Origin of the sequence: Halomonas sp. HK25 (assembly GCF_047795635.1) — a bacterium.
GTDB lineage: Bacteria > Pseudomonadota > Gammaproteobacteria > Pseudomonadales > Halomonadaceae > Halomonas.
This window is the reverse complement of the sequence record NZ_CP181044.1, coordinates 1,084,239-1,109,438: the sequence shown is the minus strand read 5'-3', so window position 1 is coordinate 1,109,438 and position 25,200 is coordinate 1,084,239. Positions and strand designations below refer to the sequence as shown.

Genomic DNA, 25,200 nt, shown 5'->3' with positions numbered 1-25,200 from the left:
AACCAAGAAGACAACTCAGCCCCAGTGAGGAGCGCCATGGAGTCACCACAGGACGCTGCCGAAGACCGCCCCTGGGTCTACCACTACGGCCCGATCCCGGCCGAGCTGCCGCCCCCGGAGCACCCCAACCTGGCCGCGCTGATCAGCGCGGCCAGGTTGATGTCGCCATGATGGCCCAGACGAGAAGTCGGTAAACAACCAGAGCGCGTCCCGGGTTTCCTCTGGTTCCTGCCCCTATGGGCCCCACCCTGTCGGGAGGCAGTCGGATGCGTCAACGACTACCTTTCCCAGGTATGCACAGCAAAAGTGGAGGAAGGGCATGAGCCAGGAAGCCGGCGCTGAAAGCGCCAAGAAAGCCCAGCTTTACCGCATGGTCATGAAGGAGCACTTATGCCCCGTTGGCCTGAAAAGCAAGGATCTACTGGAGCGCAAGGGGTTTGATGTCGATGATCATCACCTGACCACGCGGGAAGAGACAGATGCCTTCAAGGCTAAGCACGGGGTGGATACCACGCCCCAGACATTCATCGACGGCCAGCTAATAGGCGGCTACGACGAGCTGCGGGTGCATCTCGGCCTGGACTCACCGAACGACGACGAGACCACCTATCAACCGGTAATCGCCCTGTTTATCACAGCCTTCCTGCTGGGGCTCGCCGTCAGCTGGACCGCTACCGGCACCCTGCTGAGCGCCAGGATGCCGGAGTATTTCGTGGCTATCGCGATGGTCCTGCTGGGGCTGCAAAAGCTCAAGGACGTTGAGCGCTTCAGCACCATGTTTCTCAACTACGACCTGCTGGCCCAGCGCCATGTGCGCTATGGATACCTCTACCCTTACGCCGAGACGCTGGCGGGCATCCTGATGTTGGCGGGCGCCCTTGTATGGTTGGCCGCACCGTTGGCGCTGTTCATCGGCACGGTGGGGGCGGTATCGGTATTCAAGGCGGTCTATATCGACAAGCGTGAGCTCAAGTGCGCCTGCGTAGGTGGCGACAGCCAGGTGCCGCTGGGTTTCGTGTCGCTGACAGAGAACCTGATCATGATCGGCATGGGTATCTGGATGCCGTTGCGCCTGTACCTGTTGTCGTGAGCCCAGGCCAGTACCGAGGGAACCGGAAGCGCTGGAGTGGGGTCTCGGGAAGCAGACCCCGGCTCGGTTCTTCTCTTCGGGAACGCTCGGGCACTCAGGGCACCGCGGTTGCTTCGCTTGTTGCCCGAGTTCAAGGGTCGAGGTCTGCTCAAACCGTGGACGTTACGCGCCAGAGGGATACTCGCGCGTGTGACGTTCAGTCTTCTGGAGCGGCTTTCAGAAGGTTTTCAAGGCGGTCGACCTCGGCCCTGGCGTCGACAAGTTCACTGATGTCATATTGCACGCCGAGATAATAGATCAAGCGACCCGAGGCATCACGCAGCGGCTGAATCGATAGCCGGTTGTGAAACAGCGTGCCATCCTTGCGATAGTTGCGCAGTGTCACTTCGACGGGAACATGCGCCTTGAGTGCGGCACGGATCTCATCGAGCGCAGGCTGGTCGCGATCATCACCCTGGAGGAAGCGGCAATTTCGACCCAGGATTTCCTCCTGGCTGTAGCCCGTCAGCCGCTCGAAGACGGAGTTGGCATAGACAATCGGGGAGTCCGGCATATCCGGGTCGGAGAGGGTCACGCCATTCACGCAGGTATCCAGGATCTGAGTCAGGACGTGCGGGATGATTCCGGTGTCTTTATCGGCGGTAAACAGCATGGTGTCTCCAGCGGAGGGTGCGCTCGGTAGTGGAATTAGTCTGTCTTTTTCTGGCCGAGTTCCCTTTCAGCCAGGGCCTTCAGATCGCGCACGACGCGTTCCGTGCCGTCCTGAACCGCAAAGCGAATGAGCTTCTCGAACGGCCGCATGGCAAAAGTCAGACGCGCCAGCTCGAAGCTGAAGGTCAGCTGCGTATGCTCCTGCCTCGGTTCGAAGAAGTAAGTGATCACGAACGGATCCTTGATGCCCTTGAAGCACACGCGGCGCTCGGGTTCGAGTGCGATGACCCTAAAGTCTGCTTCGCTACGACGCCCTTGATCAACCCTCACCTGGCGGGCCGTCCAGCCTATTGTCAGCGGCCCGCTGCTCAAGGGTCTAAGCTGCTTAACCTCGGGGGACCATCGAGGATAGTTGCGGACGAAGTCGGTCACCACAAAACCATAAACATCAGGCAGTGGGCACCGAATAAGAGTACTGGATTGGGACTTTACCATTGTTCGAGCGCTTCCCATGGAGACGGTTTGCGGGAGTTCGAAACGCTACGGGCATATGTGTAAAAAAAGTTTTCGAGCCTCTCTGCCCACCCTCCTGACTTTGACGGTAGCAGCATTCCGGAACCGGGAATAGACCCGGACGAAACCCGAATGATACTTGATAAAGTTGCCATTACGAGCACAACCTTATGCCATCGGCTTCATCGATTGCGACGGCAATCCGGTGACCATATCCGGCTGTGCCGGATATGGTCACCGCCCCTGAGTGAGTCACTCCATTTCCCTTATCCCTGCTGCTTCAACCACGCAGCGGTGTCGATGACCTCCGCATAGGCGAAGGCGAGGCCCGCCATGAAGGCCGCGTGCACCTGGGAAGCCGGCACTGTCTCTCCATTGAACTCCTGATCATGGGTCGCGCAAGCGTCCTGCAGCACCGTGACCGCATAGCCTAGATCCGACGCGGCTCGGGTCGCGGCATCGATGCACATGTGGCTCATGGCGCCGGTAATCACGAGGCGCTCGACGCCCTGCTCCTGCAGATGCTCGTGCAGCGAGGTGCCCAGGAAGGCATTGACGTTGTTCTTGAGGATCACGGTTTCGTTGGCCGATTCGTTAGGCGCCATCGAGGGGTGGATGCTCGCCCCTTCACTGCCGGGAACGAAGAACGGCGCCTCATCCGAAGGGAACTCGTGACGCACGTGCACCACGGGGAGCGCCTCCTCGCGGCAGTGCCCGAGCACGCTGGCCGCGTTCTCGGCGGCTTGTTCGATGCCCACCAGCGGCCACTTGCCGGCCGGAAAGTAGTCGTTCTGCAGATCCACGATGACCAGGGCGGTATTGCGCATGATGCTCTTCTCCTTGGAGGTTGAAGCCAGCATCATGGCAGGCTTGGACCCTCACCTACCACCCCGATCATTCCGCCCGATTATTGCCGATTTCCAGCAGCCACTCCCCGAGCAGCGGGAATGGCGTCACGCTGGAGCCGAAGAACGGCTGGTCACGACTCAATACCAGCATCGCCAGCTTATCCCGGCTCGAGCCAGTGAGGATGAGGCGCAACCCCGGCGAGTCGCCCCCCAGATTGAGGGCATCCCGGGCCGCCTTCAGCGCGAACATCGCGTTGATGCCGGCATCGGTGTTCAGGGCATGCTGGGCCTTATCCCGGCTTATTCATGACGCCGGCCTAAAACGAAGATGGCGAGTGGTTTTCTCTCGTAGAATCAAACTGTTCCTGCCAGAACACGATTCAAGAGGACCACTCGCCATGGGTGAAAGCCCATCCACCTGTATGCCCTCCTGCAACGGCTCTGTTCGTGTCGAGCTGAGCGGCCAGCGCACCACCGGCGACATGCTGAGCGGCCTGCAGCGCGAAGGCAACGCCGGTCCGGCCGAGAACGCCGATCCAGTCGCCATCGTTTTCTGGATAGGTCACATGTTGCATGTAACGAAAAGGCGCGCTACCTTGTTACATGACACGAATCGGAGGAATTGCCATGGTGGCAACCAATAACGTCAACAGCCGGGTGAAGAAGCACCGAGCCGCCTTGCGTGCGGCTGGCCTACGCCCGATCCAGATATGGGTCCCGGACACCCGACAGCCCGGCTTCGCCCAAGAGGCTCGCCGTCAGTGCGCTATCGTGGCGGCGGTCGACGCCGGGGATCGCGACCTGCAGGACTTCATGGACGGGGCGCTGCTGGATCTTGACCTTGATGATGATGAGGGTGACGCATGAGGCGTGGGGATCTCGTCACCATCGCCCAGTCGGGTGACTTCGGTAAGCCTCGTCCCGCCCTCATCGTCCAGTCTGACCAGTTTGCAGGCACAGGCAGTGTGACGGTGCTGCTGCTCTCCAGCACCCTGGTCGATGCCCCATTGATCCGGCTCGATGTTGAGCCCACTCCCGAGAACGGCTTGCAGCGACGCTCCCAGATCATGGTGGACAAACCCATGACGGTGAAACGAGAGAGAGTGGGAGAGTCCTTCGGTCACCTCGATGACAGCGCCATGGTCGCCGTCAACAGGGCGCTGGCAGTGTTCCTGGGCTTTGCGTGAATGAGGCTCACCATCGCATACCCCACAGCTCCCTAAGACCTATCCAAGGCACAGCCTTGGGGTGCCGTTTCGCTCACCGTGCGAGGCGTCATGGCATCCTTCACCGCCATACTATTTCGGGATCGCCAGCGGTTCTAGCGTGAGGCTGGGACAGTCGTCTACGTTGTGTCTACACGTCCTGTACCGTCCCCCCATCGGAGGTGAATCCGCATGAGTGAATCTGATCTGGGCACAATGAATGCGCAACGCCTCGTGACGCTATTCCGCTCTCGTGACGCCTCGCCACTGGAAGCCACCAGGGCAGCTATCGAACGGATCGATCGTTTCAACGACAAGGTGAATGCCTATGTCTACGTGGATCGCGAGGGCGCAGAAGCTGCGGCCATGGCCTCGGCGCGGCGCTGGGGCCAGGGTAATCCGTTGAGCCCGATCGATGGGGTGCCAGTCTCGTTGAAGGATCTCACTGAGGTTGCCGGTATGCCGTGTCGCGAGGGGTCGCTGACCGTACCGGACACCCCCAGTGAGCAGGATGCTCCGCCCGCCAGGATGTTGCGGGAGGCCGGTGCCGTCATCCTGGGCAAGACCAACACCCCTGAATTCGGATGGAAAGCGGTCACTGACAATCGGGTGTTCGGGGCCACCACCAACCCGTGGGATACACGCTTGACGCCGGGGGGCTCATCCGGCGGTGCCGCCGTGGCCGCCGCACTCAACATGGGAGTGCTCCACCAAGGCGGTGATTCTGGTGGTTCGATCCGGATTCCTGCGGCCTTCACCGGTGTCTTTGGCTTCAAGCCCACCTTCGGTTGGACGCCCCAGTGGCCGCCGGCCAAGGAGCCGACCCTCTCGCACCTGGGGCCTCTTACCCGCAACGTGCGCGATGCAGTCAGCATGCTCAACGTCATCGGCCGCTATGACTATCGGGATCCCTATGCCACGCGGGGACAGCCGGATGACTGGGGGGAGGACCTCGACGAGGGATTGCATGGCATGCGCATCGCCTACTCGCCCGATCTGGGATATGCCCAGGTCGATCGGCAGGTCGCCGACCTGGTGGCCGAAGCCGCCCGAAAGCTGGAACAGCTTGGAGCCGAAGTGGTGGAAATCCACCCTGGCTTCGAGTCTCCCCTGGATATCTTCAAGAAGCTCTGGTTCACGGCCTCGCTGGAGCAGTGGTCACTGCTCGATGATCGTCTGCGTGACAAGCTGGATCCCGGCCTCGTGGCCAATGCGCGAGAGGCGGAGCACTGGAGCGCCGTAGATCTGTTCCGGGCGCTGGTGGAAAGGGCGCGACTGACCGAGCGCCTTGAGCATTTCAATCAGGAGTACCACCTGCTGATGACGCCGACCGTGCCCATACCGGCGTTCGAGATCAACCAGGAAGTCCCTCCCGGGAGCGGCATGAGGGACTGGGAGGAATGGGCACCATTTTCCTATCCCTTCAATCTCAGCCAGCAACCCGCGGCCTCGGTGCCCTGCGGGTTCACCGATCCCGGGCTGCCGGTGGCCTTCCAACTGGCAGGCGGGAAGTACGATGACAGGCGGGTACTGCGCGCCTGTCATGCCTTCATGGAGGCCCATCCTCCACGGTTTCCTTCGAAACCTGACCCGACCCAATATTCACCCGCTGGAGCGAGGCAAGCCAAACGATAGAGGAGGTTGTGAGGGCGGTAAGCGGCTGGAGTGCAGCAGCGAAAGCGCTTGGCGTCAGCCTTCGAGTGCGCCGGAAAGTGCAGCAGCGGCTAGATGCCATCCAGAGTGAAAACCGCCCACTGTGGGGCGGCTGAATCATCAGACTCTCGCAGCAGACCCTTGCGGGGCCACGTCAGAGCAGGGGGCCCTGCTCAGCGCCGCAGCTTGCGTGCGTTAGATCGAGTCTTGCTGCTGTATGGCTTCAGCGCCGCTTCGGTGATCCGCGCTGGATTGGCACCGCCGGCCGCCGCCACTGCCGCTCGCTCCGTCGCTGTGGCGAAAATCGTCGCCTTCTCCATCACCATGCCCATGGCTTCGGGGCCGGACATGGCGCCGCTGGCCATCATCATGGTGCGGCGGGCGATCACCTCAGCGGCAGACAGTGTCATCATGTTGTAGGAAGAGGCGATCTTCATCCACGCGGTCATCATGTTCATCGGGTTATTTTGCATTTCGTCAGGTACTCCTCGACTTTCGGTTTTTCTATCTTCGATTCTTGGTCTTCGAGTTCTGGATAGCGGGTATTGACGCTCGAATCTCATTGTATGGACCTCGAGACGCAGGGTTGGTTCAGGATTGCCTTGTTTGACCTTTGCTCGTCGACTTTTTACGCTCCCACCGTGGAGCCCGTGACCAAGGGTGTTCATGCAAGGTGTTCACTTATGAATAAGGTGTCCATTGATGAATAGTTGGGCACCTACGCTGCCCTCGCTGCTGGCAATCGGCGGCCTGCTGTTGAGCCTGCTGTTGATAGGCGCCGCCCTCTATCGACGCGGCGAGCAGCACCGTCGGGCGCTGCTCGGCGAGCACCATATCCGGCAGAGGGCCCTGGAGCGGCGCGACCAGTTCTTCACGCTGTCTCTGGAGCTGCTCTGCCGCGTCGACCTCTCGGGCTGCTTTCTGTAGGTCAATCCGAGCTTCCGCACCCTGCTGGGCTACCGTGAGGCGCAGTTGATCGGGCAGCCCTATACCCGGTTGGTGGTCAGCGAGGATGCGCCCGCCATCGAGGTGGCGCTTCAGCAGTTGGCGGCGGGGCAGGATGTGCGCGACCTGGTCGCGCGGGTCGAGGATGCTCAGGGCAACCTGCACTGGGTGGAATTGACATCCTCCCCTCCCTCAGCTCCTTAGAAAGCTGCCGCCTGCGGCGGAAAGGAAGGGGATTCCCGGGTTGTCGCCCTCCCGGCTCCTGCTTCACGGCCCGTTGCCTTCGGTGATGGCACCGTCGGTCTTATACAGGCTCCACAGGCTTAACCTCCCGTGTGCCCCACGGTAGTTTTCTCGTGATGGCGGAGCTTGTCGGCCCCCGCCAGAATCGCCTTGCCCGCCTGCAAGATATTACGGGCGGCGTTGATGTCGCGGTCGATGCCCTGGGTACCACAGGCCGGACACGTCCAGGTGCGGACATTCAGCGGCATCGCGTCAGCGATGTGGCCGCAGTGGAAGCAGCGCTTCGAGCTGGGATACCACTTGTCGATCTGGACGAAATCGCGCCCGTACCACTCGGCCTTGTAGGCAAGTTGGAGGGTGATCTGGTGCCACCCCACATCGCTGATCGCCTTGGCCAACGACCGATTCTGGAGCAGGTTCTTGACCTGCAAGCTCTCCGCCGCAACGACTTGGTTCTCGTGAATAAGTTGCGTGGTGAGCTTGTGGGTGGCGTCCCGGCGCTGGTCGGCCCGCTTGGCGTGCAACCGTGCCACCTTCAGTCGGGCCTTGGCCCGGTTGTTTGAGCCGCGCTGCTTGCGCGACAGCGCCCGCTGGGCGCGGGCCAGCTTGCGCTCGGTCTGCCGTATGACGCGCGGATTGGGGATCTTGTGGCCGTCGCTGGTGATGACGCGATGCGTCAGCCCCAGGTCGATGCCGACCATCTTCGGCGTCACCGGCAGCGCCGCCTGCGCCTCTTCCACCAGGAAGCTGACGTGATAGCGGCCGGCGGTGTCGAGGCTGACGGTGATACTGCTGGGCTCGCCGGTGAAGCGGCGGCTCCAGCGGATGTTCAGCGGGTCTTTCTGCTTGGCCAGCCACAGCTGACCGTCGCGCCAGCGGAAGCCGTTGGCCATGTAGGTGGCCGACTGTTTTCGCAGCTTTTTCTTGAACGTCGGATACCTCGCCTGCCCTTTGAAGAAATTGGCAAAGGCCCGATCCAGGTGGCGCAACGACTGCTGGAGGCAGACGTTGGACACCTCGGCGAGAAAGGCCGTTTCCGGCTGCTTCTTGAGGTGGGTGAGTGCCTTGGCGGTGGCGTTGTAGCCCATGCGCTCCTGGCGCTCGAACCAGGCATCCGTGCGTTCGCGCAGGAAATGATTGTAGACGAACCGCACACAACCGAACGTCCGCGCCAGCTGTTCGGCCTGCTCGGGCGTCGGGTAAAAACGGTAGCGGTAGGCGCGAAGGACGGTAGCCATACATCAAATCTAGCGCGCTATATTTAGCCTGTCAACAGAGGCGCTGACGCGCCTCGCGCTTTCCTTCCTCGCACTAGAAGTACGAGGTTTGACGCGCATTTTGATCAGCGATTGGGTACTGGCGACTGCCTGCCGTGACGCGGTCAGGCTCAACGATCTGGGTCTGGGCAGTCTGCACATGGCGGTGAATGTCTCTCCCATGCACTTCCCGCCCGGGTTTTACCACCGGGGTCATGCGCACCCTCGAGGAGAGCGGGTTATCACCAGCTGCTCGAGCTGGAGCTCACCGAGGGCGTGCTGATGGACAGCACCGAGCGGGTGATCGAGGCCCTTCGGTCGCTGCGCGATCACGGCGTGAGGATCGCCATCGACGACTTCGGTACCGGCTTCTCGAGCCTGAGCTATCTGAAACACTTGCCGATCAACAAGATCAAGATCGACCGCTCCTTCGTGCGCGAGGTGGATAGTGACCATCGCGACGCCGCCATCATTAAAGGCGTGGTCTTCATGGCTAGTATGCTTGGACTGGATGTGGTGGTTGAAGGGGTCGAGACCGCATCGCAGTATGCTCACCTGGGCAGGCTGCATTGCGAGACCTTCCAGGGGTTCTACTTCGCTCGACCCATGCCGATCGAGGCCGTGGTGGCCTTCCTGGAGGAGCACCAGGGGCGTGTTGAATGAATAGCGCTTGTCGGGCGATATCCGCCTCAAACCGTCTGCCAGAGTGCCTGGTTTCGTCCCGCGTCCTTGGCTGCGTAGAGCCCCTGATCGGCACGCTTGATGGCGGGCTTCAGGGAGGTTTCCTCGGGCATGACCAAGGTCACGCCCAGGGAGACGGTATAGGATAACCAACCGTCCTCAGTGACATCGAGACCGACCTTGACCGCTGAGGTCTCCAGCCTCCGGCGCAGACGCTCGGCCACTTGCATGGCCTGTTCCTGGGTGGTGGCCGGCAGCAGAACAGCAAACTCCTCGCCGCCCATCCGGCACAGCACATCCCCCTCGCGCAGCAGTTCCCTGGCCTGGTGGGCGAAGGCCTGCAGCACCAGATCGCCCACGTCGTGGCCGTGGGCGTCATTGATGCGCTTGAAGTGGTCCAAGTCGATGACGATCAGGCTTAGCGGCTCTCCGCGGCGCTTGGCGCGGGCGATTTCCATGGCCGCCTGGTCCTGGAGGTAACGCCGGTTGCCGAGTCCCGTCAGCGGGTCGGTCATGGCCTGCCGGGCCAGGGTCTCTTCCAATTGCTTGCGTTCGCTCAGATCGAAGACAATGGCGCGGGAGTGCACGAAGCCACGCTGAGTGGCGTAGGCCGTGGCCTGGATGATGACGGGGAGCTTCTCCCCGTGGCGGGTGAGTAGCTCACACTCGGCGGACCCTTCCTTGTCCGGCCCCACGACTCCCTGAAAGGCGGCTTCGAAGGCCTCTCGGGTTTCGGGGGTGATGAGGTCTCGGTAGTGCACCTTGCCGATCACTTCGTCGGCACGATAGCCCAGCCAGTCAAGCTCGGTATGGTTCATCTTCACGATACGGCCATGGGCATCCAGCGAGTGATAGCCGCAGGGGGCATGCTCATAGAGGTCTTGCACCTCTCTCGCGTGCTGCAGGGCCTCCCGCTTCAGGACCCGTTGCCGATGGCTGCTCAGCACCCAGAACACGCCGAAGGCGATGGACAGGCCATACAGCAGGGTCATGATCAGCAGCGGGGGCGCTTGGGCACACTCGAGCCGGGTATCGAGATGGGCTCGAAAGATCGGGTACTGGGTGGCCGTCACGAGCACGACAGGCACGATGACGGCCAGTGCCAGGCGGGTGCAGAGGACTTTCAGCGTCAATGAGATATCTCCAGGAAGAATGACGCGGGGAAATAGAGCCGACGCATTCTAGGGGAAATCCCCAGGGATAAGAAACGTGGTTACCCTTGGGGGGGCAGGGTGTCAGGCAGCGCCAGGAGGTCGTCCAACGGCATGGGTCTGGCGAACAGGAAGCCCTGCAGCAGGTCGCAGCCGCGGCGGGCCAGGTCCTCTTGCTGTTCCTGCTCCTCGACGCCTTCGGCGACCACTGCCAGATCCATGTGATGGGCCATGGTGATGATGCCCTCCACGATGGCGGCATTGGGGCGGCTGGTGAGGATATCCTGGATGAAGGCGCGGTCCAGCTTGATCTTGTGGATGGGCAGGTCGCGCAGGTAGCTGAGGCTGGAGAAGCCGGTACCGAAGTCGTCGATGGCCACCGAGATGCCCATCCGACGCAGTGTACGGATCATCTCGATGGCCTGCTCGGCTCCCTCCAGCAGGATGCTCTCGGTCATCTCCAGCTCGAGAAGCTTGGGCGGCAGGCCGGTCTCGTCGAGAATGGCCTGCACCTCAGCGAGGAAGCCGTCGCGGCGGAACTGCAGTGACGAGATGTTGACCGCCACCGGGTACACTCGCTGACCCTTGGCATGCAGGTCGGCGAGGCTCCGGCAGGCGTGTCGTAGCACCCAGCGTCCCAGGGGGATGATCTGACCGGTTTGTTCGGCGATGGGGATGAAAACACCGGGAGAAATCATCCCGTGTGTCGGATGGTGCCAGCGAACCAGCGCCTCGACGCTGCAAATGCGGCCACTGCGGGCATCGACGATCGGTTGGTAGTAGAGCGCAAACTGCTGGTCGCGCAGCGCGGTGTGAAGGTCATGGCGAAGCAGCACGTGCTCGCTGGTGTGCTGCTTCGCCTCCGCCAGGTACCACTGCCAGGTGTTGCGTCCTTGCTGTTTCGCCACGTCCAGGGCCAGATTGACTTGCTGCAGCAGCTCATGGGCCTGCTGAATGGGCTCGTCGCTGCAGGCGATCCCGATGCTGGTGCTGATGTGCAAGGCGCGACCGTCGATCTCGAACGAGTGCTCGAAGGTGGCCAGGATCCGCTCGGCGGCAACGGCGACTTCCTCACGAGTCGTCAGGGTTGGCATCAGGACGGCGAACTCGTCCCCGGTAAGGCGGGCCAGGGTATCGTGGGGACCGAGCAGCGGCTGCAGGCGTTCGGCAACGGCCACCAACAGTTGATTGCCGAGGCGGTGCCCCAGGCCATCATTGATCGCCTTGAAGCCGTCCAGGTCGAGGTACAGCACCGCCAGCAGGCGCCGATTCTGCCGGCTCCTTCGGAGGTCGTGTTCGAGACGGTCATCCAGGGCCGTCCGATTGGGCAGGCCGGTGAGCAGGTCATGAGTGGCCTGATAGACAATCCGGGCCTCCTGCTGTTTTCGCTGGGTGATGTCGCGACAGATGCCGTAGACGCCGACGATCTCGCCCTCGACGGTCACCGGGAAGTTGGTGACCTCCAAGTGGTAACTGTGACCGTCGGCATGGGTACCCACCGTCTCGTAATGGCGTGAGGTTCCTGCCCTGGCGGCATCGAAGGCCGCCTGGGTCAGTTCACGATAATCGGCTGCGACGAACTCGTTGAAGTGGCGACCGACCATGTCCTGCTCCGGGTAGCCGGTGATCCGTTCCATGGCGGCGTTGCCCCGCTGAAAGCGGCCCTCGAGGTCGAACTCGTACACTCCGTCGGGATGGTTCACGAATAGCGAGCGGTGCCACTCGGCCAGCGTGCGGTGGTGGACGTTGTGACGGTCCTTGGTGATCGCCAGGGCGATCAGGGCGGTTGCCTGGAGAAGCCGTCGCTTGCTCACGTCGGTGGGGGCGGCGGGTTGGCGATAGGCGATAATAGGTGCCGAAGGTTCCCAGTAATTCGCCCTGAACGGAGATCACCGGGCTCGACCAGCAGGCAAGGAGCCCCTCGGCTAGGGCAGCGTCGCGAAAGGCGTCCCAGCGCGGATCCGTCTGGATGTCCTCGGTGATGACTTGACAGCGCAAGTAGGCGGCCGTCCCGAAAGAGGCCACCGCCGAACCGATGGGAACATTCTGGAGCCGTTCGAAATAGGCTCGAGAGAAGCGTTGGCTGGGTATCAGGCTGAGGGTGCAACCTACCGGGTCATAGCGCATGAAGGCTACCACGGCACCGGGGAGCCGAAGACTGAGCCAAAGAGCAATGGCATCCAGGATATTCTCCAGCGGCGCCTGCTGGGCGATCAGTTCGTGGACCTCCTGCTGGGCCTCCAATAGGGTGAGCTCGTCGGTCACGCCTTCGCCTCCATGCGACATCCCCCCTGGCGTTGTTAGGAGGCTGATAAAATTAATGAATACTGGATGAGTCGATCAGGCGATGCAAGCCAGATATCGGTAGATTAAGGAATAAGGGGGCTTGATGGCGCCGGTAGGGCACCTCTGCTGAGGTTTAGACGGCTCGATCAGGTGCCTTCATCGTTCGATTGCAGAAAATAACCGAAACCACGCTTGTTGTGGATCATCGGGGACGCACCATCGAATTCGATCTTTTTGCGTAGATAGGTAATATAGACTTCGACGATATTCGTATGCGGATCAAAGTCGTATCCCCATACCCCCGTGAGGATGTCAGTACGAGACTGCACGGTGCCCTTACGCTCGGCGAGGAACGTCAGCAGGGCAAATTCGGTCGCCGTTAGTTTTAGATCGTGCCCGGATCGAGTGGCAGTTTTTTGGACAAGGTCAACTCATTCTGGCGGGAGCTGGGCTCTACTTGGCGAATGGAGCCGATGGCTCCCAGCGCAGTGTTGGCAGCCTTACTGAGAGTCCTCCCTAGAAAATCAGCATCAGGATACCGATAACGACTACCAGCCCAATGAGAAAGATGATGCCCGCAGTGCTGGCGAGGAATTTCAACATGACTACCTCCGTCTAACAGCAGTTCCGCATGGTTTCAGTGCAGCTGATAATGTGTAAGCAACAGTCCGGCTGTTACATTGTTTAGCAAAAGTTTACCCTACTGCTACATTAATAGGTTTTTCTTTTACTTTCTAGCACTTAGCGAGTCGAAAGACGCGGGTGCTACAGGAAGAACCCTAGTCGTTTTTCAACGTTACTTGCAAGCCGGAAAAGCGCCAGCTGGCCCGCCGGGGTCAGACCCTTAAGTAGATTTTTGGTTCTGACCCGAACGATTCGGCCAGCATGTGTCTGGCAAGGAGCTACCCTTCAAGCTCTGCAAGCGCCGCCGCGACGGCTTCGGCATACTGGCCTTCCGTAAGTCCCCAGTCGTTCAGTACCTGTTGATCGGGTGTTTCATTTGTCGCGGTACGTAGCTCTTCGGCGGATTTATTCTCGAAGCAATGCTTGGCATACGCCTTCGCCTGGGGGTCATTCAGCTGATTGATGAGTTGCATGTTGGATTCTCTTGGCAAGTGAATGATGACCCCGTATTATTCATGAGATCGGCCTGAAAACGAAGATGACGGATGGTATTCTCTTGAGAAATCAGAACGTTCCGGCAAGAACCTGATTCCAGAGGACCATCCGCCATGGGTGAAAGCGTATCTCCCTGGATCCCGTCCTGCAACGGGCCCATCCGCGTTGAGCTTGATGGTCAGCGCACCACCAGCGACAGCGGCGCTCTGCTGCTGCGCGAAGCCCTCGACAACAGCGGCGTGATCGATGCGCTGGAGGACAATCTGGTCGACCGGCGCCACCCGCTGCGTATCCGTCATTCGCTGGCCAGCCAGCTGCGCACCCTGGTGCTGCAGCGCGCGATGGGCTGGATCGACCTCAGCGATACCGACACGCTGCGCCGTGACCCGCTCTGGCTGTTGGCTTGCAGCGATGCTCGCGGGATGACGCCACTGGCCCAGGATCGGCCGTCTCAAGCCACGCTGTCGCGGCTGCTGACGTGCCTCGGGCGCAACGACAACATAGATGCCGTGCACGAAGGCCTGCTGCGACTGGTGGTCTGGCGTCTGTCCTCGCTGAAGCGTGGCGAACGCCCCGAGCAGCTGACGCTGGACATCGACGGCCTGCCGATCGAGGTCCACGGCCACCAGGGCGGCTCGGCGTTTCATGGTCTTTACGGTGCCCGGATCTACTCGCCGCTGGTCGCCTCGCTGGCCGAAACCGGCGACATGGTGGGTGGTCTGCTGCGCGAAGGTAACGCCGGCCCGGCCGAGAATGCCGACACCTGGATCCCGCACCTGGTACGGCGACTCAACGAGAGTACCGGGGCTCAAGTCCGAGTGCGCATCGATGCCGGTTTCACCGACAACGACACGCTGGAGGCGCTGGAAGATCGCGACATCGAGTACCTGGGCCGGCTGCGTAGCCACACGAGCCTGCAGAAGTTGGCGGCGCCTTACCTGAAGCGGCCCCGAGGCCGCCCGCCCGAGCAGCTTCGTGAGTGGTGCCACGACCTTGAGTACCAAGCCGGTTCCTGGCCGACGCCACGGCGCGTGGTACTGGTGGTGCAGGAACGTTCCGATGATCTGCTGCTGCATGCCTTTTTCCTGGTCACCAATCTCGGCAAGTTCGACTGGCCGCCGGAGAAGGTCCTGGCGCTCTACCGCAAGCGCGGCAGCGCCGAGGCGCACATGGGCGAGGTGAAGTCAGCGCTCGACGTGCACCTCTCGTCGACGGATCGCGGCGCCTCCACCGTCCAGGACGTCATGGCCCGCAACGAGGTGAGCCTGTTGCTGAGCCTCTATGCCTACCAGATACTGCATGGTCTACGCTGCCTGCTGGAGCACCAAACCCGCCAGGGCTGGAGCCTGACACGGATGCGCGAGCAGGTGCTCAAGATCGCCGCCACACTGTCGCTGCACGCCCGGCGTATCACCGTTCACCTCGGCGACGCCGCCGACAAATGGTGGCCAACCTTGCTGAAGGGACTGCCGAGACTGACGGCCTTGGCCTGACCCCGGCGTTATCACGGCTCACTCACCAAGTAAGGCGGCCAAAACGAAGGTCGGCGGTGACGGCTGCTCCGATGGCCGACATTGATTCCCAGCCGTTATGAAAAGCCCGAACGAAAGCCGGTCCGGTTATAGATTAAACGGTTACCGAGTGGCTTGATGACGTTGTGGTGGGCCGATACCAGCAGCGACTCGGTTCAGCACCCTCATTCGGCAACCTGATGAATGAGGCGGGCTTATCGACGATTTAAAGCTATGACTGGATAATTATGGCTCCAATTATAATTGACTGGATGTTGCAACCGCCCCACTGTCTGCGCCGATTTTTCGACGTCGAAGCGACCGGCACGGTAGGCCGCAACCAGGCCACTGGTATGCCAGGTTAGGGCCGAACTTGAACGGTCGGGCTCGCTTCTGCGGTCGCTGGCCATTGACAGCCATCACCACCACACCACCAAGGAGCAGCCCATGGCAGCGAGAAAAGGCCCCAAGTTCTATGTCGTCTGGGTCGGCCGGCAAACCGGCATCTTCACCTCCTGGGAGGAATGCAACCGCCAGGTGAAGGGCTACCCCAAGGCGCGCTACAAGTCCTTCCCCTCCCGGGAAGACGCCGAAGCGGCCTTCTCGACAGGCCCGCGCGGTGCCGCTCCCGCCAAGCAAGGAGAGTCCTCGGGCAGTGGGGGCGTGACGCCTGCGAAGCGGCCGGCACGGCGCAAGACGCCCTCTTCACCGGGCACCGCCGTCGCCGGGGGCAAGACCTACGACACGGAGATTTACTGCGACGGTGCCTGTGAGCCCAACCCCGGGGATGCCGGCTCAGGCATGGCGATCTATCGTGACGGCAAGCTCGCGGAGCTCTGGTACGGCCTCTACACCCCCAGGGGAACCAACAACACCGCGGAGTTGAACGCCTTGCAGCAGGCCCTCCATGTCGCCCAGGAGGAGATCGCCAGTGGAGCATCCGTGCGGATCCACTGCGACTCCACCTACACTATCAATGCCATCACCAAGTGGGCCAGCGGCTGGAAGAAGCGCGGCTGGAAGAAGGCCGATGGCCAGGCGATCAAGAACCCCGAGATCATCCAGCCCACTTACGCGCTCTACGAAGGCCTGAAGTCGGCGGTGACCATCGCCCATGTCAAAGGCCATGCCGGGGTCGAGGGCAACGAACTGGCCGACCGCATGGCGATGTATGGCGCCGACCAGCAGGAACGCGACTTCATTCGCTACCCGGTCCACTACACCGTAGCGGACATCCTTAAGCTGAGAAGAGGCTGACGCCGCTGCCCATGGTGCAGCGGTGAAGAACCTGCCGACTTCGCTTATCTCGAGCTCCGACCAACCACTCAGCGCATAAATAACCTCAAGAAAATGGTGAATACCGCCTATTTTTACCACCATGTTGCTTTTTATTTTTCCTGAGGTATTGTCATGTAAACCTGCCCCATAAAAGCAGGAAAACTCCCCAGCATCACCATTATTTATTGTGAGGCAACCAATTGGCTCGCAGACATTTTATCCTGAAAAAAATAGGGTACATTGACTACCTCTTTACCAAGGGAATGCGTCACCCCTTCTTCTTCCGCGGGCGACCCATCGACTACGCCTGCGTCATCAGCCGCGTAGAGAATCTGGCGGCCGGCAGCGGTCTGACGAGAGCGGCTATCAACTGCACGATCAGATACCTGGACCTCTCCTCGGGAAAGCGCCAGGTCATCACCCTCACCAACCCTACCGAAGCCAATCCCTCGGCGGGTCTGGTCTCCATCCTCTCCCCATTGGGGTCCGCCCTGCTCTCATCTGCCGAGCAGGAGGTGGTGGGCGTCCGGATTCTCGGTATGGAGCGCAAGCTCCGCGTCCTCGACGTGCACCGCTGATACGCACTTCAATTGCCGCACATGCTGGATAACCCAGCCTCGAAAGCTTGCCGGCAAAGGCGGCATTTTGCCGGAACCTGACCAGGAGGAGTGACCATATGAGCAAGGAAAAGGCCAAGAAGGCTCCCCAGAAGACGCTCAAGGAAAAGCGCAAGGAGAAGAAACAGAAGAAAGGTCGTGAAAACGATGGATAATCCTCACCAATGACCCATCAAGATGGTCGCCTTTGACGGCCATCTTCCTTTCACCGTGCAGGCCCGACGCTACCGGCAGACGGGCGTCTCCATAATCGAGATCTGGTCGAACGGCATCGGCAGCGGCCGACGGCTCGACAGCGGCAGGCGCAGGGTATCGAGAGCCGCCCTCGCCCCACAGTATTGCAGCCTGCAGGCCTCGAAGGGCGCCGCCTCCCCGCTCACGAGGCACGCGCCTCTCCCCTTACCATAGAGGAGAGACACGCCGCTTGCCCCGTGACGCGCCTCCCGCTCGGGCGCCGTGGGCGGAGGCTCAGGCGACCAGGCCGTTCCTGCGCAGCGCCGCCATCACCTTGGTGGCCAGCTTCTCCAGGCGCTTGAGGTCGCCGAAGCGCGGCACCTCGCCCTCCTCAAGACGGTTCTCCCACTCCTCGAGCTCGGTATCGAGGAACTCCAGCAGCTTCTTCGAGCAGCCCCGGCAAGGCCCTCGACAGAGGCTCGCCTCGGGCGTGGCGAAGGGAACACGTGTGCGGATCTCACGGATCAGGCCATGCATGGCGGTGCTGAGGTCGGGACGGGCGGGCCGGGGCATCGTCTGCGTCTCCTCTGACATGACAGGGTGTGAACCTGCGGGCGCGGTAGTATCGCACCACAGCCTCGCAGGCCCGTTGCGCTGAGTCAGGGGGATGCAAGCTCGATTCTTGTTAAGGAGGGCATCAGCCGGAGCGTCGCATCCTGTGGGAGGACCCCGACGCACGGTAGGTAGCTTGCTAATAACAATTCTACGCGTCTGGCGCCGTCACGGCCAGATGGCATTCATCACCTCCGATCCGGGATTGGCGGGAGGGGGAGTGCGGTTATTGGGGCAGTTATTGGAGTATGTCCCAGGTTTCCCCTGTCCCTCGGTGCGATGACTACAGAGAAAAAATAAATGTTACCGGTATTTACAAACAGCGTTTCTCTACTAGCCTAAGTCATAAGGGGAGCATGCCGACGGCGCGGGAAGGGTATTCACCATCGTGACCAGCGAAGCATCACCGAGAGCAGCAAGCCACTTGGAGTTTCAAGCAGTTGGGAGGGACCAATGATGAATCAGGTCTGGCGATTACCCCACCCCCCTTTCGCGAAGCCGTCATCTCTCAAGTCGCGCCTCGTGCTCAAGGAGGAACAGCCAACATGAACATCTCCTTTGGTGCCCCGCTCACCTCCCATTGGCAGCATATCCATGCCGACTGGTGGCAGGACGATCAGGGCAACGACATCCATCGTGTCGAGATCGACGACGACACACTCTACCACTGCCACCTCGCCGGTTCGCCGCTGCCGTGGGATGCGGTGGCCACCAGCCTGGATGAGGCCATGGCCGTCTGCGACACCAGGCCACAAGAGCGCCGCGAGCCGGTACCGGGGCGCGTGCCGGGGAACAGGACCCGATACCAGCGGCGCTGATCCGGGACAATGGCATGCCCCTCGCACCCATGGCAGGCCGAGGCCGTCAGGTATCGAGGGGCTGGAGCGCCGCGGATGCGCGCCATCGTGCAGAGACCGGGGGCTTGCACCCGGCGGCTTTTGGGTTATTGGTGGGTTATTGGAGTACGTCCCCAATTTCCACATGCCGACAGCTCCTCGATCATCTGCTTGATCCGGTCGGTGCAGGCCTTGAGGTCGGCGTCGATCTCTTCCAGCGGGCGCGCGGGGTGAACTGGTAGAAGTGCCGGTTGAAGGGGATCTCGAAGCCGACAATGCCGATACGGCCGTCCAGCGGGTCGCGCTTCTCCTCGTCGATCCAGGCGTCGGGGACGTGGGGCTTCACCTCGCGCTCGAAGTAGTCGAAGACAGATTCGCCCAGCGGCACGTTCTCGTTGTCGCGCAGGCCGGTATCGGGCTCGGGGTTGCCGGTCTTGTCCAGGCAGATGTCGGCCTCGGGGTCGCGCTCGGAGAGGGCGCCCAGGATCGCCTTCTGCACCGGGGCGCCGAGCTTCTGCAGCGGCTTCTCGTCATCGAGCCGGGCCATGCGCTCGGGGCTGGCCTGGTAGTTGAGGCGCAGCGGGCGTTCCACGGTGATGCGGCGATAGCCGAAGGCCTCCACCGGGAAGAGCTTGCTCTCCTCGCTCTTCTGGCAGGCGCCGTAGAGGCGCACGATCGCCTCGATGTCGCGGCTTGCTGCCCAAGGACTTGCGCATCTTGCTGGCCCGGCCGGTGGCATTGATCAGCTGCACCTGGCCGCGGCGCTCGGCGGGCTTGTGGTTGGAGAGAATCCACACATAGGTGGCGATGCCGGTGTTGTAAAGAGGTCGGTGGGCAGACCGACGATGGCTTCCACCAGGTCGTGTTGCAGCAGATAGCGTCGGATCTCGGACTCCCCGCTGCCGGCGCCCCCGGTGAACAGCGGCGAGCCGTTGAGGATGATGCGGCCGTACTGGGACTGTTTGAAATCGCCGCGCAGCAGATCCGCCACGGACCAGATAAAGGCCGCCAGCTGAGAGTGACTCTCCGTGTTCACGATGCTTCCCCGGGTATTGGTGCGATAGACAAGAACTTGCCTTGGCATAATACACGGGAGGCCCGATCGGCCCCAGCCAGGGTGGCGTGACACGCCGGATGCACCTGTCGTCACAGAGACTTCTAAATTAAGTTGGGCTAGTCTCATATTGGGGCCATTGAAATGAAGTCACCTTGGCAACGGCCTGATGCTTCGCGAAAGGACTCTCGACAACATGGCCACTATTATTCCCGCTCTCAGTACCATCTCACGCATGACCAGTGGTGAGCGGCGCCTTGGCCGCAGGCTGGAAAGCTTGCTTGAGGATGACTACCTCGCCTGGTACGACATTCCGCTAGGCCAGCGACGTCGCTATCCCGACTTCATTATCCTGCACCCCGCGCGCGGTCTGCTGTTTCTCGAGGTCAAGGACTGGAAGATTGATGCTCTCCGCTCGATGACCCCGGAGAGCGTGGTGATCGATACTCCGCAAGGCCGCAAGACCGTCAGCAACCCGCTGACACAGGCCCGCCAGTGCGCCTTCGCCGCCATCGACCGGTTGAAGCAAGACCCTCAGCTGACCCAGAACGACGAACGCTACCAGGGAAAGCTGTGCTTTCCCTACGGACATGGCGTAGTTTTTCCCAATATCACGCGTCGCCAATGGGACCAGGCCATTTCTGAGGAGGATCAGGAACGCCTGCTGCCGGCACATCGTCTTATCTGCAAGGACGAAATGCTCTCCACCACCGATCCAGAGGCATTTCAACAGCGTCTTTGGGACATGTTCGACTACCGCTTTGGAGAGCAGCTCAGCCTGCCGCAGATCGATCGAATTCGCTGGCAGCTATTCCTGGAGGTCCGCATCGACGCCCCGGCGCAGGACCTGTTCAACGACGCTGCTGGCGACGATGACACTTCGACCAGCGAGCTCATTCCCGACATTGTCCGCGTCATGGACCTTCAGCAGGAACAGCTGGCCAGGAGCATGGGAGACGGCCACCGGGTTATCCACGGTGTTGCCGGATCTGGCAAGACCTTGATTCTCGGATACCGTTGCCTGCATTTGGCCCAGGCGGTCAGCAAGCCGATACTGGTGCTGTGTTTCAACATTACCCTGGCTGCACGACTACGCCGCTTTATCTCGGAGAAGGGCATCGAGAACAAGGTCAAGGTTCACCACTTTCATGAGTGGTGCAGCCGTCAGCTGAAGACATATAACGTAGACCTGCTGCCCGGCAATACGCCTGTCTACGAACGACAGGTGGAAAGCGTTATCCAGGCCGTCGACCGGTCTCAGATCCCCAGAGCACAGTACAGTGCGGTGATGATCGATGAGGGCCACGACTTCGAGCAGGAGTGGCTAAAGCTAGTCGTGCAGCTGATCGACCCGAACACCAACTCCCTGCTTCTGCTGTACGACGATGCCCAGGCGATCTATCAAAAGCGCACCCTGAAGTTTCCACTCTCCGCCGCCGGCGTCCAGGCACGCGGCCGAACCACCATTCTGAAGCTCAACTACCGAAACACGCGGGAAATCCTGACGTTCGCCTACGAGTTCGCGCAGGACTTCCTGAAAGCCCAGGATGCCGATGATGACCACATCCCGCTCATTGCCCCGGAGGTGGCTGGCGTAAGCGGCCCCAGTCCCGCTTTTCGCCGCTTCAACAGCGCCGACCAGGAGGCTCGATATCTGGTGCGCTGCATCATGACATGGCGAGAACAGGGCAGCGAGTTGAACAGTATTGCCGTCATCTACACCAGCAACGCTCAAGGGCGGTACTTTCATACTGCACTCCAGGCCGCCGGGATTCCCAGCCGCTGCCTGCTGCAATCAGTCGACAAGCGGGCCTACGACCCAGAGGCCGACGAGGTAGTGCTGCTTAGCCGACAGAGCAGCAAGGGGCTGGAATTCGACACCGTGATTCTCTGTGGGCTGGGAGAGCTACACAACGATGAGGGTCACCTGGAACAGGAGGCGCGCCTGCTCTACGTGGGCATGACGCGGGCACGGCGGCGACTGATGGTCACCAGCGGCAGAGACAACTGGTACACCAGGAGGCTGATAGAGCTATCGACCGAAAGAGCCGGAAGAGAGGCCGCAGGGGCAGCAGGGGCAGCAGGATGATCAGGCAAGCTTGGTGGGCCCAGCTGGACTCGAACCAGCGACCAAGGGATTATGAGTCCCCTGCTCTAACCAACTGAGCTATAGGCCCTTTCAAGGAAGGTGCGCCAGGGCGCCGGCGTATGATAGCGAATGGCGATGAAGGTGGCCATAGCCGGTACGTCTTTGGCACTGCCCGCGGCACTTCCTTCCCTCGCCGCGGTCTTCCTTGGGCCTGCCCCTTCTGGAGATCCGCCGGTGCGCCTTCGTTCTCTTTTCCGCTCTTTTCGCCGCTCTCTTTTCCGGTCCCCCGCCCTGGGCACTGCCCTATTCGCCCTGCTGGCTGCGTTGCCGGCGGCGGCCGCCGCCTGGGAGCTGGACCCGGCCCACTCACGGGTCGCCGCCACGGTGATTCAGATCGCCCCCGATGGGCCCATTCCGCACCAGCACGAGGTGCGCCGGCTGAGCGGCGCCGCCGAAGCGGACGGCACCCTGGTGCTGCCGCTGCGGCTGGCCCAGAGCGACGTGGTCGAACGCCTGGGACCGCTGCCGCCCTGGCTCTCCGGTTTCACCGAGCGCCCCATGGCCACCCTGACCACCCGTTTCCCACCGGAGCGCCTGGAGCGGCTTGCCATGGGCGAGTCGCTGGTGGAGGTGCTGAACCTTTCCGTGCAGTCCGGCAACACCACCCGCAGCGAGCCCCTGGCGGTGCGCTTTACCCGGGAGGCCGCGGATCGGGTGCGGGTCACCAACGCCGAGCGGGTGGCCCTGGACGGCCAGGCGCTGATGGCCGACCCCACCCTGCGCTCGGTGATGCTGTTGCTCGGCTACGAGCAGATCGGCGACGAGGTGCCGGTGAGCTTCGACGCCGTGCTGGTGAGGCGCTGAGGATAGGGGGGGGCGAGCGCCTTCTACTCCGTCCCCGGCGACTCGCGCGCCATCAGGTACTCGGCCAGCGCCTGGTAGGCGGACAGCGAGGTCGGATCGTTGGCCGCGTTGCCCGCTACCGGATGCGAGGCGAAGCGCACGATCACCACCTGCGCCGTGGGATAGATGTATATCGTCTGCCCATGCACGCCCCGTGCGGCGAAGGCTCCGCGATCGTTGTGCAGCACCCACCACATGCCGCGATAGCTGCCGCCCGGGAGGCTCGCGTAGCCTGCCCGGGCAAAGGCCTGGCGATCTCCTCCCTGGCGGATGCGCGCGACCGCCGCTTCGGGAAAGAGGCGCTCGCCGCCGCGTTCTAGGTCCAGATCTCGGCCAGCAGCCCGGTCATCGACTTGGTGACGGACATGGCGCCATGCACACCGGCCTCGTCCAGGCAGCCGGCATAGCGCTCGCAGCGCACCGCGGGAGCGAGCCCGCCACGCCGCCGCGCGGGTCGGGGTCCACCACCTCCACCCGATCCGGCTCGCCCAGCGGCCAGATCAGCAGGCGCTCGCCATCGTAGGCCACCGCCGAGACCTCGGCATTCACCAGCCGCCCCTTGGCATCCTTGAGGCCGGCGAGAAAGCAGTGGATGGTTCCCTGCTGCAGGATCCGGGCGTGAGCCATGGGGATACTCCGTGTTGGGCTGCCTGCTCAGGCTAATACAGTCGCCAGACGCCTCGCGAGCGTTTCCGCTGAGACCTGCCCCTCCGCACCCGCCTGCTAAAAAAACTCACCTCCCGGGTTCAGAACCGCTGCCCGCCTTCGTTATCCCTCGTGCCACACCCAATAAACGATAAAGATTCGCATTATCATCGAATCACGTCGTGTGCCGCCGGGTGCGTACCCCCGGCAGCGCACGGCCTCCCCCGAGATGCCGCGGCCATCCCGGCGACGGCAGCGACGAACGCACAAGGTGACACCATGAGATCACGGCTCGAGGAAAAGCAAAGAGGCACCGCCCTGGGCACCCGGCCCGCCCCCCTGGCGACCAACCAGCTGTTCAATGCCGGCCATGCCGAGGCCTACTGGCAACAGGCGACCCGCTGCGTCGACCTGGTGCGGCGCAAGGTGGCCGAGGTGGACCGCCCCTTCAGCGGCGCATGCCCCGAGCAGCTCCAGGGGCTCTTCGCGACCATCGACCTGGACAGGCCCCTCGGTGAACTGCGCCCGGCCCTTGAGGAGCTGGAGCGGGTCTACCTGGATGACGCCGTCTACTTCCACCATCCGCGCTACGTGGCCCACCTCAACTGCCCCATCGTGCTGCCCGGCATCCTCGCCGAGGCGATCCTTTCGCCGATCAACTCCTCGCTGGACACCTTCGACCAGAGCGCCGGCGGGACCTTCATCGAGCAGTCGCTGATCAACTGGACGGCGAACCGCATCGGACTGGGCCAGGACGCCGATGGCGTCTTCACCAGCGGCGGCACCCAGTCGAACCTGATGGCGCTGATGATCGCCCGGGACCACCACGGCGCCTCCCTCGCGGACCACGCCGGCAACAAGCACGAGGGCCTGCCCGCGGACTACCGCCGGCTGCGCATCCTCGGCTCCGAGGTCAGCCACTTCAGCCTGCAGAAGTCGTCGGCGATCCTGGGCCTGGGCTACCAGGCGGTGATGCCGGTGGCCTGCGATGCCCACTACCGCATGGAGCCCGCGGCCCTCAAGGCACGCCTGGCGGAGTGTCTGGCGATGGACCTGATCCCCATCGCCGTGGTGGCCACCGCCGGCACCACCGACTTCGGTAGCATCGATCCGCTCGAGGAGATCGCCGCGCTGTGCCGCGAGCACGGCATCTGGCTGCACGTGGATGCCGCCTACGGTGGGGGCCTGCTCTGCTCGCCGCGCTATCGCCATCGCCTGGCCGGCATCGAGCACGCCGACTCGGTGACCATCGACTACCACAAGACCTTCTTCCAGCCGGTGAGCTGCAGCGCCTTCCTGGTGCGCAGGCGCAGCGACCTGCGCCACGTCACCCATCACGCCGACTACCTGAACCCCTTGTGCCAGGCCGAGGCCGGTACCCCGGACCAGGTCAACAAGAGCCTGCAGACCACCAAGCGCTTCGACGCCCTCAAGCTGTGGCTGACCCTGCGCATCATGGGCGCCGAGGCGCTGGGCGAGATGTTCGAGCGGGTCATCGACCTGGCCGGCGAGGCCCACGCCGAACTGGCCCGCCACCCGGACATCGAGGTGCTGCTCGACCCGCCCATGAGCACCCTGGTGTTCCGCTACCGCCCGGCGGGCCTCACCGATGCCGAACTCGACGAGCTCAACGCCTACGTGCGCTCGGCACTGTCCCGCCACGGCGAGGCGGTGATCGCCGCTACCCGGGTCGGCGGGCGTCGCTACCTCAAGTTCACCCTGCTCAACCCCGACACCCGGCTCGAGGATCTCACCGCCATCGTCGAGCGCATCGTCCACCACGGCCGCGACTGGTGCGAGACCCAGGCCCCGGCACGCGCCGCCGCCTCCTGACCCCCGA

At 62.3% G+C, this 25,200-nt stretch carries 28 protein-coding genes, 1 tRNA gene and 3 pseudogenes; 15 read left to right on the top strand and 17 right to left on the bottom strand.

The genetic code is table 11. The annotated features are described in order from the left end of the window. Positions 1–36: 36 nt before the first annotated feature. Together ACM26W_RS05485 and ACM26W_RS05480 are read left to right on the top strand one after the other, a co-directional pair. Complete coding sequence (locus ACM26W_RS05485) at positions 37–171, top strand: hypothetical protein (RefSeq protein WP_416139837.1); 135 nt, start codon at positions 37–39, stop codon at positions 169–171. 148 nt (positions 172–319) lie between these two features. Continuing rightward, the gene (locus ACM26W_RS05480; protein WP_416139836.1) at positions 320–1,090 is read left to right on the top strand and encodes a MauE/DoxX family redox-associated membrane protein; all 771 of its coding nucleotides are present in this window, start codon (positions 320–322) and stop codon (positions 1,088–1,090) included. A 196-nt stretch (positions 1,091–1,286) separates the two neighbouring features. On the opposite strand, the gene ACM26W_RS05475 is transcribed toward ACM26W_RS05480, so the two are convergent. The 4 genes from ACM26W_RS05475 to ACM26W_RS05460 form a co-directional block, all read right to left on the bottom strand. Continuing rightward, positions 1,287–1,742, bottom strand: coding sequence for a PAS domain-containing protein (locus ACM26W_RS05475; protein WP_416139835.1), 456 nt, complete (start codon positions 1,740–1,742; stop codon positions 1,287–1,289). 35 nt (positions 1,743–1,777) lie between these two features. Next, positions 1,778–2,236, bottom strand: coding sequence for an SRPBCC family protein (locus tag ACM26W_RS05470; protein WP_416139834.1), 459 nt, complete (start codon positions 2,234–2,236; stop codon positions 1,778–1,780). A 284-nt stretch (positions 2,237–2,520) separates the two neighbouring features. Then, the gene (locus ACM26W_RS05465) at positions 2,521–3,081 is read right to left on the bottom strand and encodes a cysteine hydrolase family protein (RefSeq protein ID WP_416139833.1); all 561 of its coding nucleotides are present in this window, start codon (positions 3,079–3,081) and stop codon (positions 2,521–2,523) included. 67 nt (positions 3,082–3,148) lie between these two features. After that, positions 3,149–3,352 carry a hypothetical protein gene (locus tag ACM26W_RS05460; protein ID WP_416139832.1) on the bottom strand — a complete coding sequence of 68 codons (204 nt, stop codon included), beginning with the start codon at positions 3,350–3,352 and terminating at the stop codon, positions 3,149–3,151. 377 nt (positions 3,353–3,729) lie between these two features. Here ACM26W_RS05460 and ACM26W_RS05455 point away from each other — a divergent pair, with 377 nt between their 5' ends. The 3 genes from ACM26W_RS05455 (at position 3,730) to ACM26W_RS05445 (ending at position 5,942) form a co-directional block, all read left to right on the top strand. Then, positions 3,730–3,969, top strand: coding sequence for an antitoxin MazE family protein (locus ACM26W_RS05455; protein WP_416139831.1), 240 nt, complete (start codon positions 3,730–3,732; stop codon positions 3,967–3,969). Further along, on the top strand, positions 3,966–4,289 hold the full coding sequence (locus ACM26W_RS05450; RefSeq protein ID WP_416139830.1) for a type II toxin-antitoxin system PemK/MazF family toxin: 324 nt from the start codon (positions 3,966–3,968) through the stop codon (positions 4,287–4,289). Before ACM26W_RS05455 ends, ACM26W_RS05450 begins: the two co-directional genes overlap by 4 nt. A 210-nt stretch (positions 4,290–4,499) precedes the next feature. Then, positions 4,500–5,942 carry an amidase gene (locus tag ACM26W_RS05445; protein ID WP_416139829.1) on the top strand — a complete coding sequence of 481 codons (1,443 nt, stop codon included), beginning with the start codon at positions 4,500–4,502 and terminating at the stop codon, positions 5,940–5,942. Between the two features lie 191 nt (positions 5,943–6,133). Here ACM26W_RS05445 and ACM26W_RS05440 read toward each other — a convergent pair whose 3' ends face one another. Beyond that, complete coding sequence (locus ACM26W_RS05440; RefSeq protein WP_416139828.1) at positions 6,134–6,433, bottom strand: hypothetical protein; 300 nt, start codon at positions 6,431–6,433, stop codon at positions 6,134–6,136. A 229-nt stretch (positions 6,434–6,662) separates the two neighbouring features. Here ACM26W_RS05440 and ACM26W_RS05435 point away from each other — a divergent pair, with 229 nt between their 5' ends. Both ACM26W_RS05435 and ACM26W_RS05430 read left to right on the top strand, forming a co-directional pair. Then, on the top strand, positions 6,663–6,887 hold the full coding sequence (locus ACM26W_RS05435) for a hypothetical protein (RefSeq protein ID WP_416139827.1): 225 nt from the start codon (positions 6,663–6,665) through the stop codon (positions 6,885–6,887). Between the two features lie 12 nt (positions 6,888–6,899). Further along, positions 6,900–7,109: pseudogene (locus ACM26W_RS05430) on the top strand (PAS domain-containing protein); the annotation flags it as partial. Positions 7,110–7,228: 119 nt separating this feature from the next. Here the strand turns inward: ACM26W_RS05430 and ACM26W_RS05425 are convergent. Further along, a complete protein-coding gene (locus tag ACM26W_RS05425) occupies positions 7,229–8,386 on the bottom strand; it encodes an RNA-guided endonuclease TnpB family protein (protein WP_416139826.1) in 1,158 nt (385 codons plus the stop codon). A gap of 300 nt (positions 8,387–8,686) precedes the next feature. On the opposite strand from ACM26W_RS05425, the gene ACM26W_RS05420 reads away from it, so the two are divergent. Further along, positions 8,687–9,067, top strand: a complete 381-nt coding sequence (locus ACM26W_RS05420) for an EAL domain-containing protein (protein WP_416140819.1) — start codon at positions 8,687–8,689, stop codon at positions 9,065–9,067. 26 nt (positions 9,068–9,093) lie between these two features. On the opposite strand, the gene ACM26W_RS05415 is transcribed toward ACM26W_RS05420, so the two are convergent. The 5 genes and pseudogenes from ACM26W_RS05415 to ACM26W_RS05395 all read right to left on the bottom strand — a co-directional run bounded on the left by ACM26W_RS05415 (position 9,094) and on the right by ACM26W_RS05395 (position 13,619). Next, positions 9,094–10,218: a diguanylate cyclase gene (locus tag ACM26W_RS05415; protein ID WP_416139825.1), complete on the bottom strand. Its 1,125-nt coding sequence runs from the start codon at positions 10,216–10,218 to the stop codon at positions 9,094–9,096. An 80-nt stretch (positions 10,219–10,298) separates the two neighbouring features. Next, a complete protein-coding gene (locus ACM26W_RS05410; RefSeq protein ID WP_416139824.1) occupies positions 10,299–12,050 on the bottom strand; it encodes a putative bifunctional diguanylate cyclase/phosphodiesterase in 1,752 nt (583 codons plus the stop codon). A 73-nt stretch (positions 12,051–12,123) separates the two neighbouring features. Continuing rightward, positions 12,124–12,522 (bottom strand): annotated as a pseudogene (locus tag ACM26W_RS05405) (diguanylate cyclase); the annotation flags it as partial. Positions 12,523–12,668: 146 nt separating this feature from the next. Continuing rightward, positions 12,669–12,905, bottom strand: a pseudogene (locus tag ACM26W_RS05400) (winged helix-turn-helix domain-containing protein); the annotation flags it as partial. A 519-nt stretch (positions 12,906–13,424) separates the two neighbouring features. Next, entirely contained in the window at positions 13,425–13,619 is a 195-nt protein-coding gene (locus tag ACM26W_RS05395) for a hypothetical protein (protein ID WP_416139823.1), read from the bottom strand. A 135-nt stretch (positions 13,620–13,754) separates the two neighbouring features. Between ACM26W_RS05395 and ACM26W_RS05390 the strand changes: the two genes are divergently transcribed. From ACM26W_RS05390 to ACM26W_RS05380, 3 genes are all read left to right on the top strand, one after another. Further along, the gene (locus ACM26W_RS05390; protein ID WP_416139822.1) at positions 13,755–15,134 is read left to right on the top strand and encodes an IS1380 family transposase; all 1,380 of its coding nucleotides are present in this window, start codon (positions 13,755–13,757) and stop codon (positions 15,132–15,134) included. 465 nt (positions 15,135–15,599) lie between these two features. Beyond that, positions 15,600–16,409, top strand: a complete 810-nt coding sequence (locus ACM26W_RS05385) for a ribonuclease H family protein (RefSeq protein WP_416139821.1) — start codon at positions 15,600–15,602, stop codon at positions 16,407–16,409. A gap of 284 nt (positions 16,410–16,693) precedes the next feature. Beyond that, positions 16,694–17,008 (top strand): GreA/GreB family elongation factor, encoded by a 315-nt coding sequence (locus ACM26W_RS05380; protein WP_282039350.1) that lies wholly within the window; start codon positions 16,694–16,696, stop codon positions 17,006–17,008. 507 nt (positions 17,009–17,515) lie between these two features. On the opposite strand, the gene ACM26W_RS05375 is transcribed toward ACM26W_RS05380, so the two are convergent. After that, positions 17,516–17,794, bottom strand: coding sequence for a hypothetical protein (locus ACM26W_RS05375; protein ID WP_416139820.1), 279 nt, complete (start codon positions 17,792–17,794; stop codon positions 17,516–17,518). A gap of 584 nt (positions 17,795–18,378) precedes the next feature. Between ACM26W_RS05375 and ACM26W_RS05370 the strand changes: the two genes are divergently transcribed. Continuing rightward, on the top strand, positions 18,379–18,651 hold the full coding sequence (locus ACM26W_RS05370) for a hypothetical protein (protein WP_416139819.1): 273 nt from the start codon (positions 18,379–18,381) through the stop codon (positions 18,649–18,651). Positions 18,652–18,832: 181 nt separating this feature from the next. Here ACM26W_RS05370 and ACM26W_RS05365 read toward each other — a convergent pair whose 3' ends face one another. Next, positions 18,833–19,342: a hypothetical protein gene (locus ACM26W_RS05365; RefSeq protein WP_416139818.1), complete on the bottom strand. Its 510-nt coding sequence runs from the start codon at positions 19,340–19,342 to the stop codon at positions 18,833–18,835. Positions 19,343–19,411: 69 nt separating this feature from the next. Next, entirely contained in the window at positions 19,412–19,705 is a 294-nt protein-coding gene (locus ACM26W_RS05360; RefSeq protein ID WP_416139817.1) for an N-6 DNA methylase, read from the bottom strand. 214 nt (positions 19,706–19,919) lie between these two features. On the opposite strand from ACM26W_RS05360, the gene ACM26W_RS05355 reads away from it, so the two are divergent. Then, on the top strand, positions 19,920–21,812 hold the full coding sequence (locus ACM26W_RS05355; RefSeq protein WP_416139816.1) for a 3'-5' exonuclease: 1,893 nt from the start codon (positions 19,920–19,922) through the stop codon (positions 21,810–21,812). Positions 21,813–21,823: 11 nt separating this feature from the next. Here the strand turns inward: ACM26W_RS05355 and ACM26W_RS05350 are convergent. After that, a tRNA-Ile gene (locus tag ACM26W_RS05350) sits at positions 21,824–21,900 on the bottom strand. A 146-nt stretch (positions 21,901–22,046) separates the two neighbouring features. Between ACM26W_RS05350 and ACM26W_RS05345 the strand changes: the two genes are divergently transcribed. Continuing rightward, complete coding sequence (locus ACM26W_RS05345) at positions 22,047–22,676, top strand: hypothetical protein (RefSeq protein ID WP_416139815.1); 630 nt, start codon at positions 22,047–22,049, stop codon at positions 22,674–22,676. Positions 22,677–22,699: 23 nt separating this feature from the next. On the opposite strand, the gene ACM26W_RS05340 is transcribed toward ACM26W_RS05345, so the two are convergent. Together ACM26W_RS05340 and ACM26W_RS05335 are read right to left on the bottom strand one after the other, a co-directional pair. Beyond that, on the bottom strand, positions 22,700–22,912 hold the full coding sequence (locus ACM26W_RS05340; protein ID WP_416139814.1) for a hypothetical protein: 213 nt from the start codon (positions 22,910–22,912) through the stop codon (positions 22,700–22,702). A 148-nt stretch (positions 22,913–23,060) separates the two neighbouring features. After that, positions 23,061–23,342: a hypothetical protein gene (locus tag ACM26W_RS05335; RefSeq protein WP_416139813.1), complete on the bottom strand. Its 282-nt coding sequence runs from the start codon at positions 23,340–23,342 to the stop codon at positions 23,061–23,063. Positions 23,343–23,639: 297 nt separating this feature from the next. Here ACM26W_RS05335 and ACM26W_RS05330 point away from each other — a divergent pair, with 297 nt between their 5' ends. Continuing rightward, positions 23,640–25,193 carry a pyridoxal phosphate-dependent decarboxylase family protein gene (locus ACM26W_RS05330; RefSeq protein WP_416139812.1) on the top strand — a complete coding sequence of 518 codons (1,554 nt, stop codon included), beginning with the start codon at positions 23,640–23,642 and terminating at the stop codon, positions 25,191–25,193. Positions 25,194–25,200 lie beyond the last annotated feature (7 nt).

Excerpts from the sequence above, each read along its gene's own strand:
- ACM26W_RS05355 (WP_416139816.1), top strand. The coding sequence starts at position 19,920 with ATGGCCACTATTATTCCCGCTCTCAGTACCATCTCACGCATGACCAGT.
- ACM26W_RS05335 (WP_416139813.1), bottom strand. The coding sequence starts at position 23,342 with ATGGCTCACGCCCGGATCCTGCAGCAGGGAACCATCCACTGCTTTCTC.
- ACM26W_RS05445 (WP_416139829.1), top strand. The coding sequence starts at position 4,500 with ATGAGTGAATCTGATCTGGGCACAATGAATGCGCAACGCCTCGTGACG.
- ACM26W_RS05475 (WP_416139835.1), bottom strand. The coding sequence starts at position 1,742 with ATGCTGTTTACCGCCGATAAAGACACCGGAATCATCCCGCACGTCCTG.
- ACM26W_RS05385 (WP_416139821.1), top strand. The coding sequence starts at position 15,600 with ATGGCAGCGAGAAAAGGCCCCAAGTTCTATGTCGTCTGGGTCGGCCGG.
- ACM26W_RS05425 (WP_416139826.1), bottom strand. The coding sequence starts at position 8,386 with ATGGCTACCGTCCTTCGCGCCTACCGCTACCGTTTTTACCCGACGCCC.
- ACM26W_RS05480 (WP_416139836.1), top strand. The coding sequence starts at position 320 with ATGAGCCAGGAAGCCGGCGCTGAAAGCGCCAAGAAAGCCCAGCTTTAC.
- ACM26W_RS05375 (WP_416139820.1), bottom strand. The coding sequence starts at position 17,794 with ATGCCCCGGCCCGCCCGTCCCGACCTCAGCACCGCCATGCATGGCCTG.
- ACM26W_RS05370 (WP_416139819.1), top strand. The coding sequence starts at position 18,379 with ATGAACATCTCCTTTGGTGCCCCGCTCACCTCCCATTGGCAGCATATC.
- ACM26W_RS05470 (WP_416139834.1), bottom strand. The coding sequence starts at position 2,236 with ATGGTAAAGTCCCAATCCAGTACTCTTATTCGGTGCCCACTGCCTGAT.
- ACM26W_RS05485 (WP_416139837.1), top strand. The coding sequence starts at position 37 with ATGGAGTCACCACAGGACGCTGCCGAAGACCGCCCCTGGGTCTACCAC.
- ACM26W_RS05465 (WP_416139833.1), bottom strand. The coding sequence starts at position 3,081 with ATGCGCAATACCGCCCTGGTCATCGTGGATCTGCAGAACGACTACTTT.
- ACM26W_RS05330 (WP_416139812.1), top strand. The coding sequence starts at position 23,640 with ATGAGATCACGGCTCGAGGAAAAGCAAAGAGGCACCGCCCTGGGCACC.
- ACM26W_RS05455 (WP_416139831.1), top strand. The coding sequence starts at position 3,730 with ATGGTGGCAACCAATAACGTCAACAGCCGGGTGAAGAAGCACCGAGCC.
- ACM26W_RS05450 (WP_416139830.1), top strand. The coding sequence starts at position 3,966 with ATGAGGCGTGGGGATCTCGTCACCATCGCCCAGTCGGGTGACTTCGGT.
- ACM26W_RS05460 (WP_416139832.1), bottom strand. The coding sequence starts at position 3,352 with ATGTTCGCGCTGAAGGCGGCCCGGGATGCCCTCAATCTGGGGGGCGAC.
- ACM26W_RS05435 (WP_416139827.1), top strand. The coding sequence starts at position 6,663 with ATGAATAGTTGGGCACCTACGCTGCCCTCGCTGCTGGCAATCGGCGGC.
- ACM26W_RS05380 (WP_282039350.1), top strand. The coding sequence starts at position 16,694 with ATGCGTCACCCCTTCTTCTTCCGCGGGCGACCCATCGACTACGCCTGC.
- ACM26W_RS05340 (WP_416139814.1), bottom strand. The coding sequence starts at position 22,912 with ATGTGGTGGGTGCTGCACAACGATCGCGGAGCCTTCGCCGCACGGGGC.
- ACM26W_RS05390 (WP_416139822.1), top strand. The coding sequence starts at position 13,755 with ATGGGTGAAAGCGTATCTCCCTGGATCCCGTCCTGCAACGGGCCCATC.
- ACM26W_RS05440 (WP_416139828.1), bottom strand. The coding sequence starts at position 6,433 with ATGCAAAATAACCCGATGAACATGATGACCGCGTGGATGAAGATCGCC.
- ACM26W_RS05395 (WP_416139823.1), bottom strand. The coding sequence starts at position 13,619 with ATGCAACTCATCAATCAGCTGAATGACCCCCAGGCGAAGGCGTATGCC.
- ACM26W_RS05420 (WP_416140819.1), top strand. The coding sequence starts at position 8,687 with ATGGACAGCACCGAGCGGGTGATCGAGGCCCTTCGGTCGCTGCGCGAT.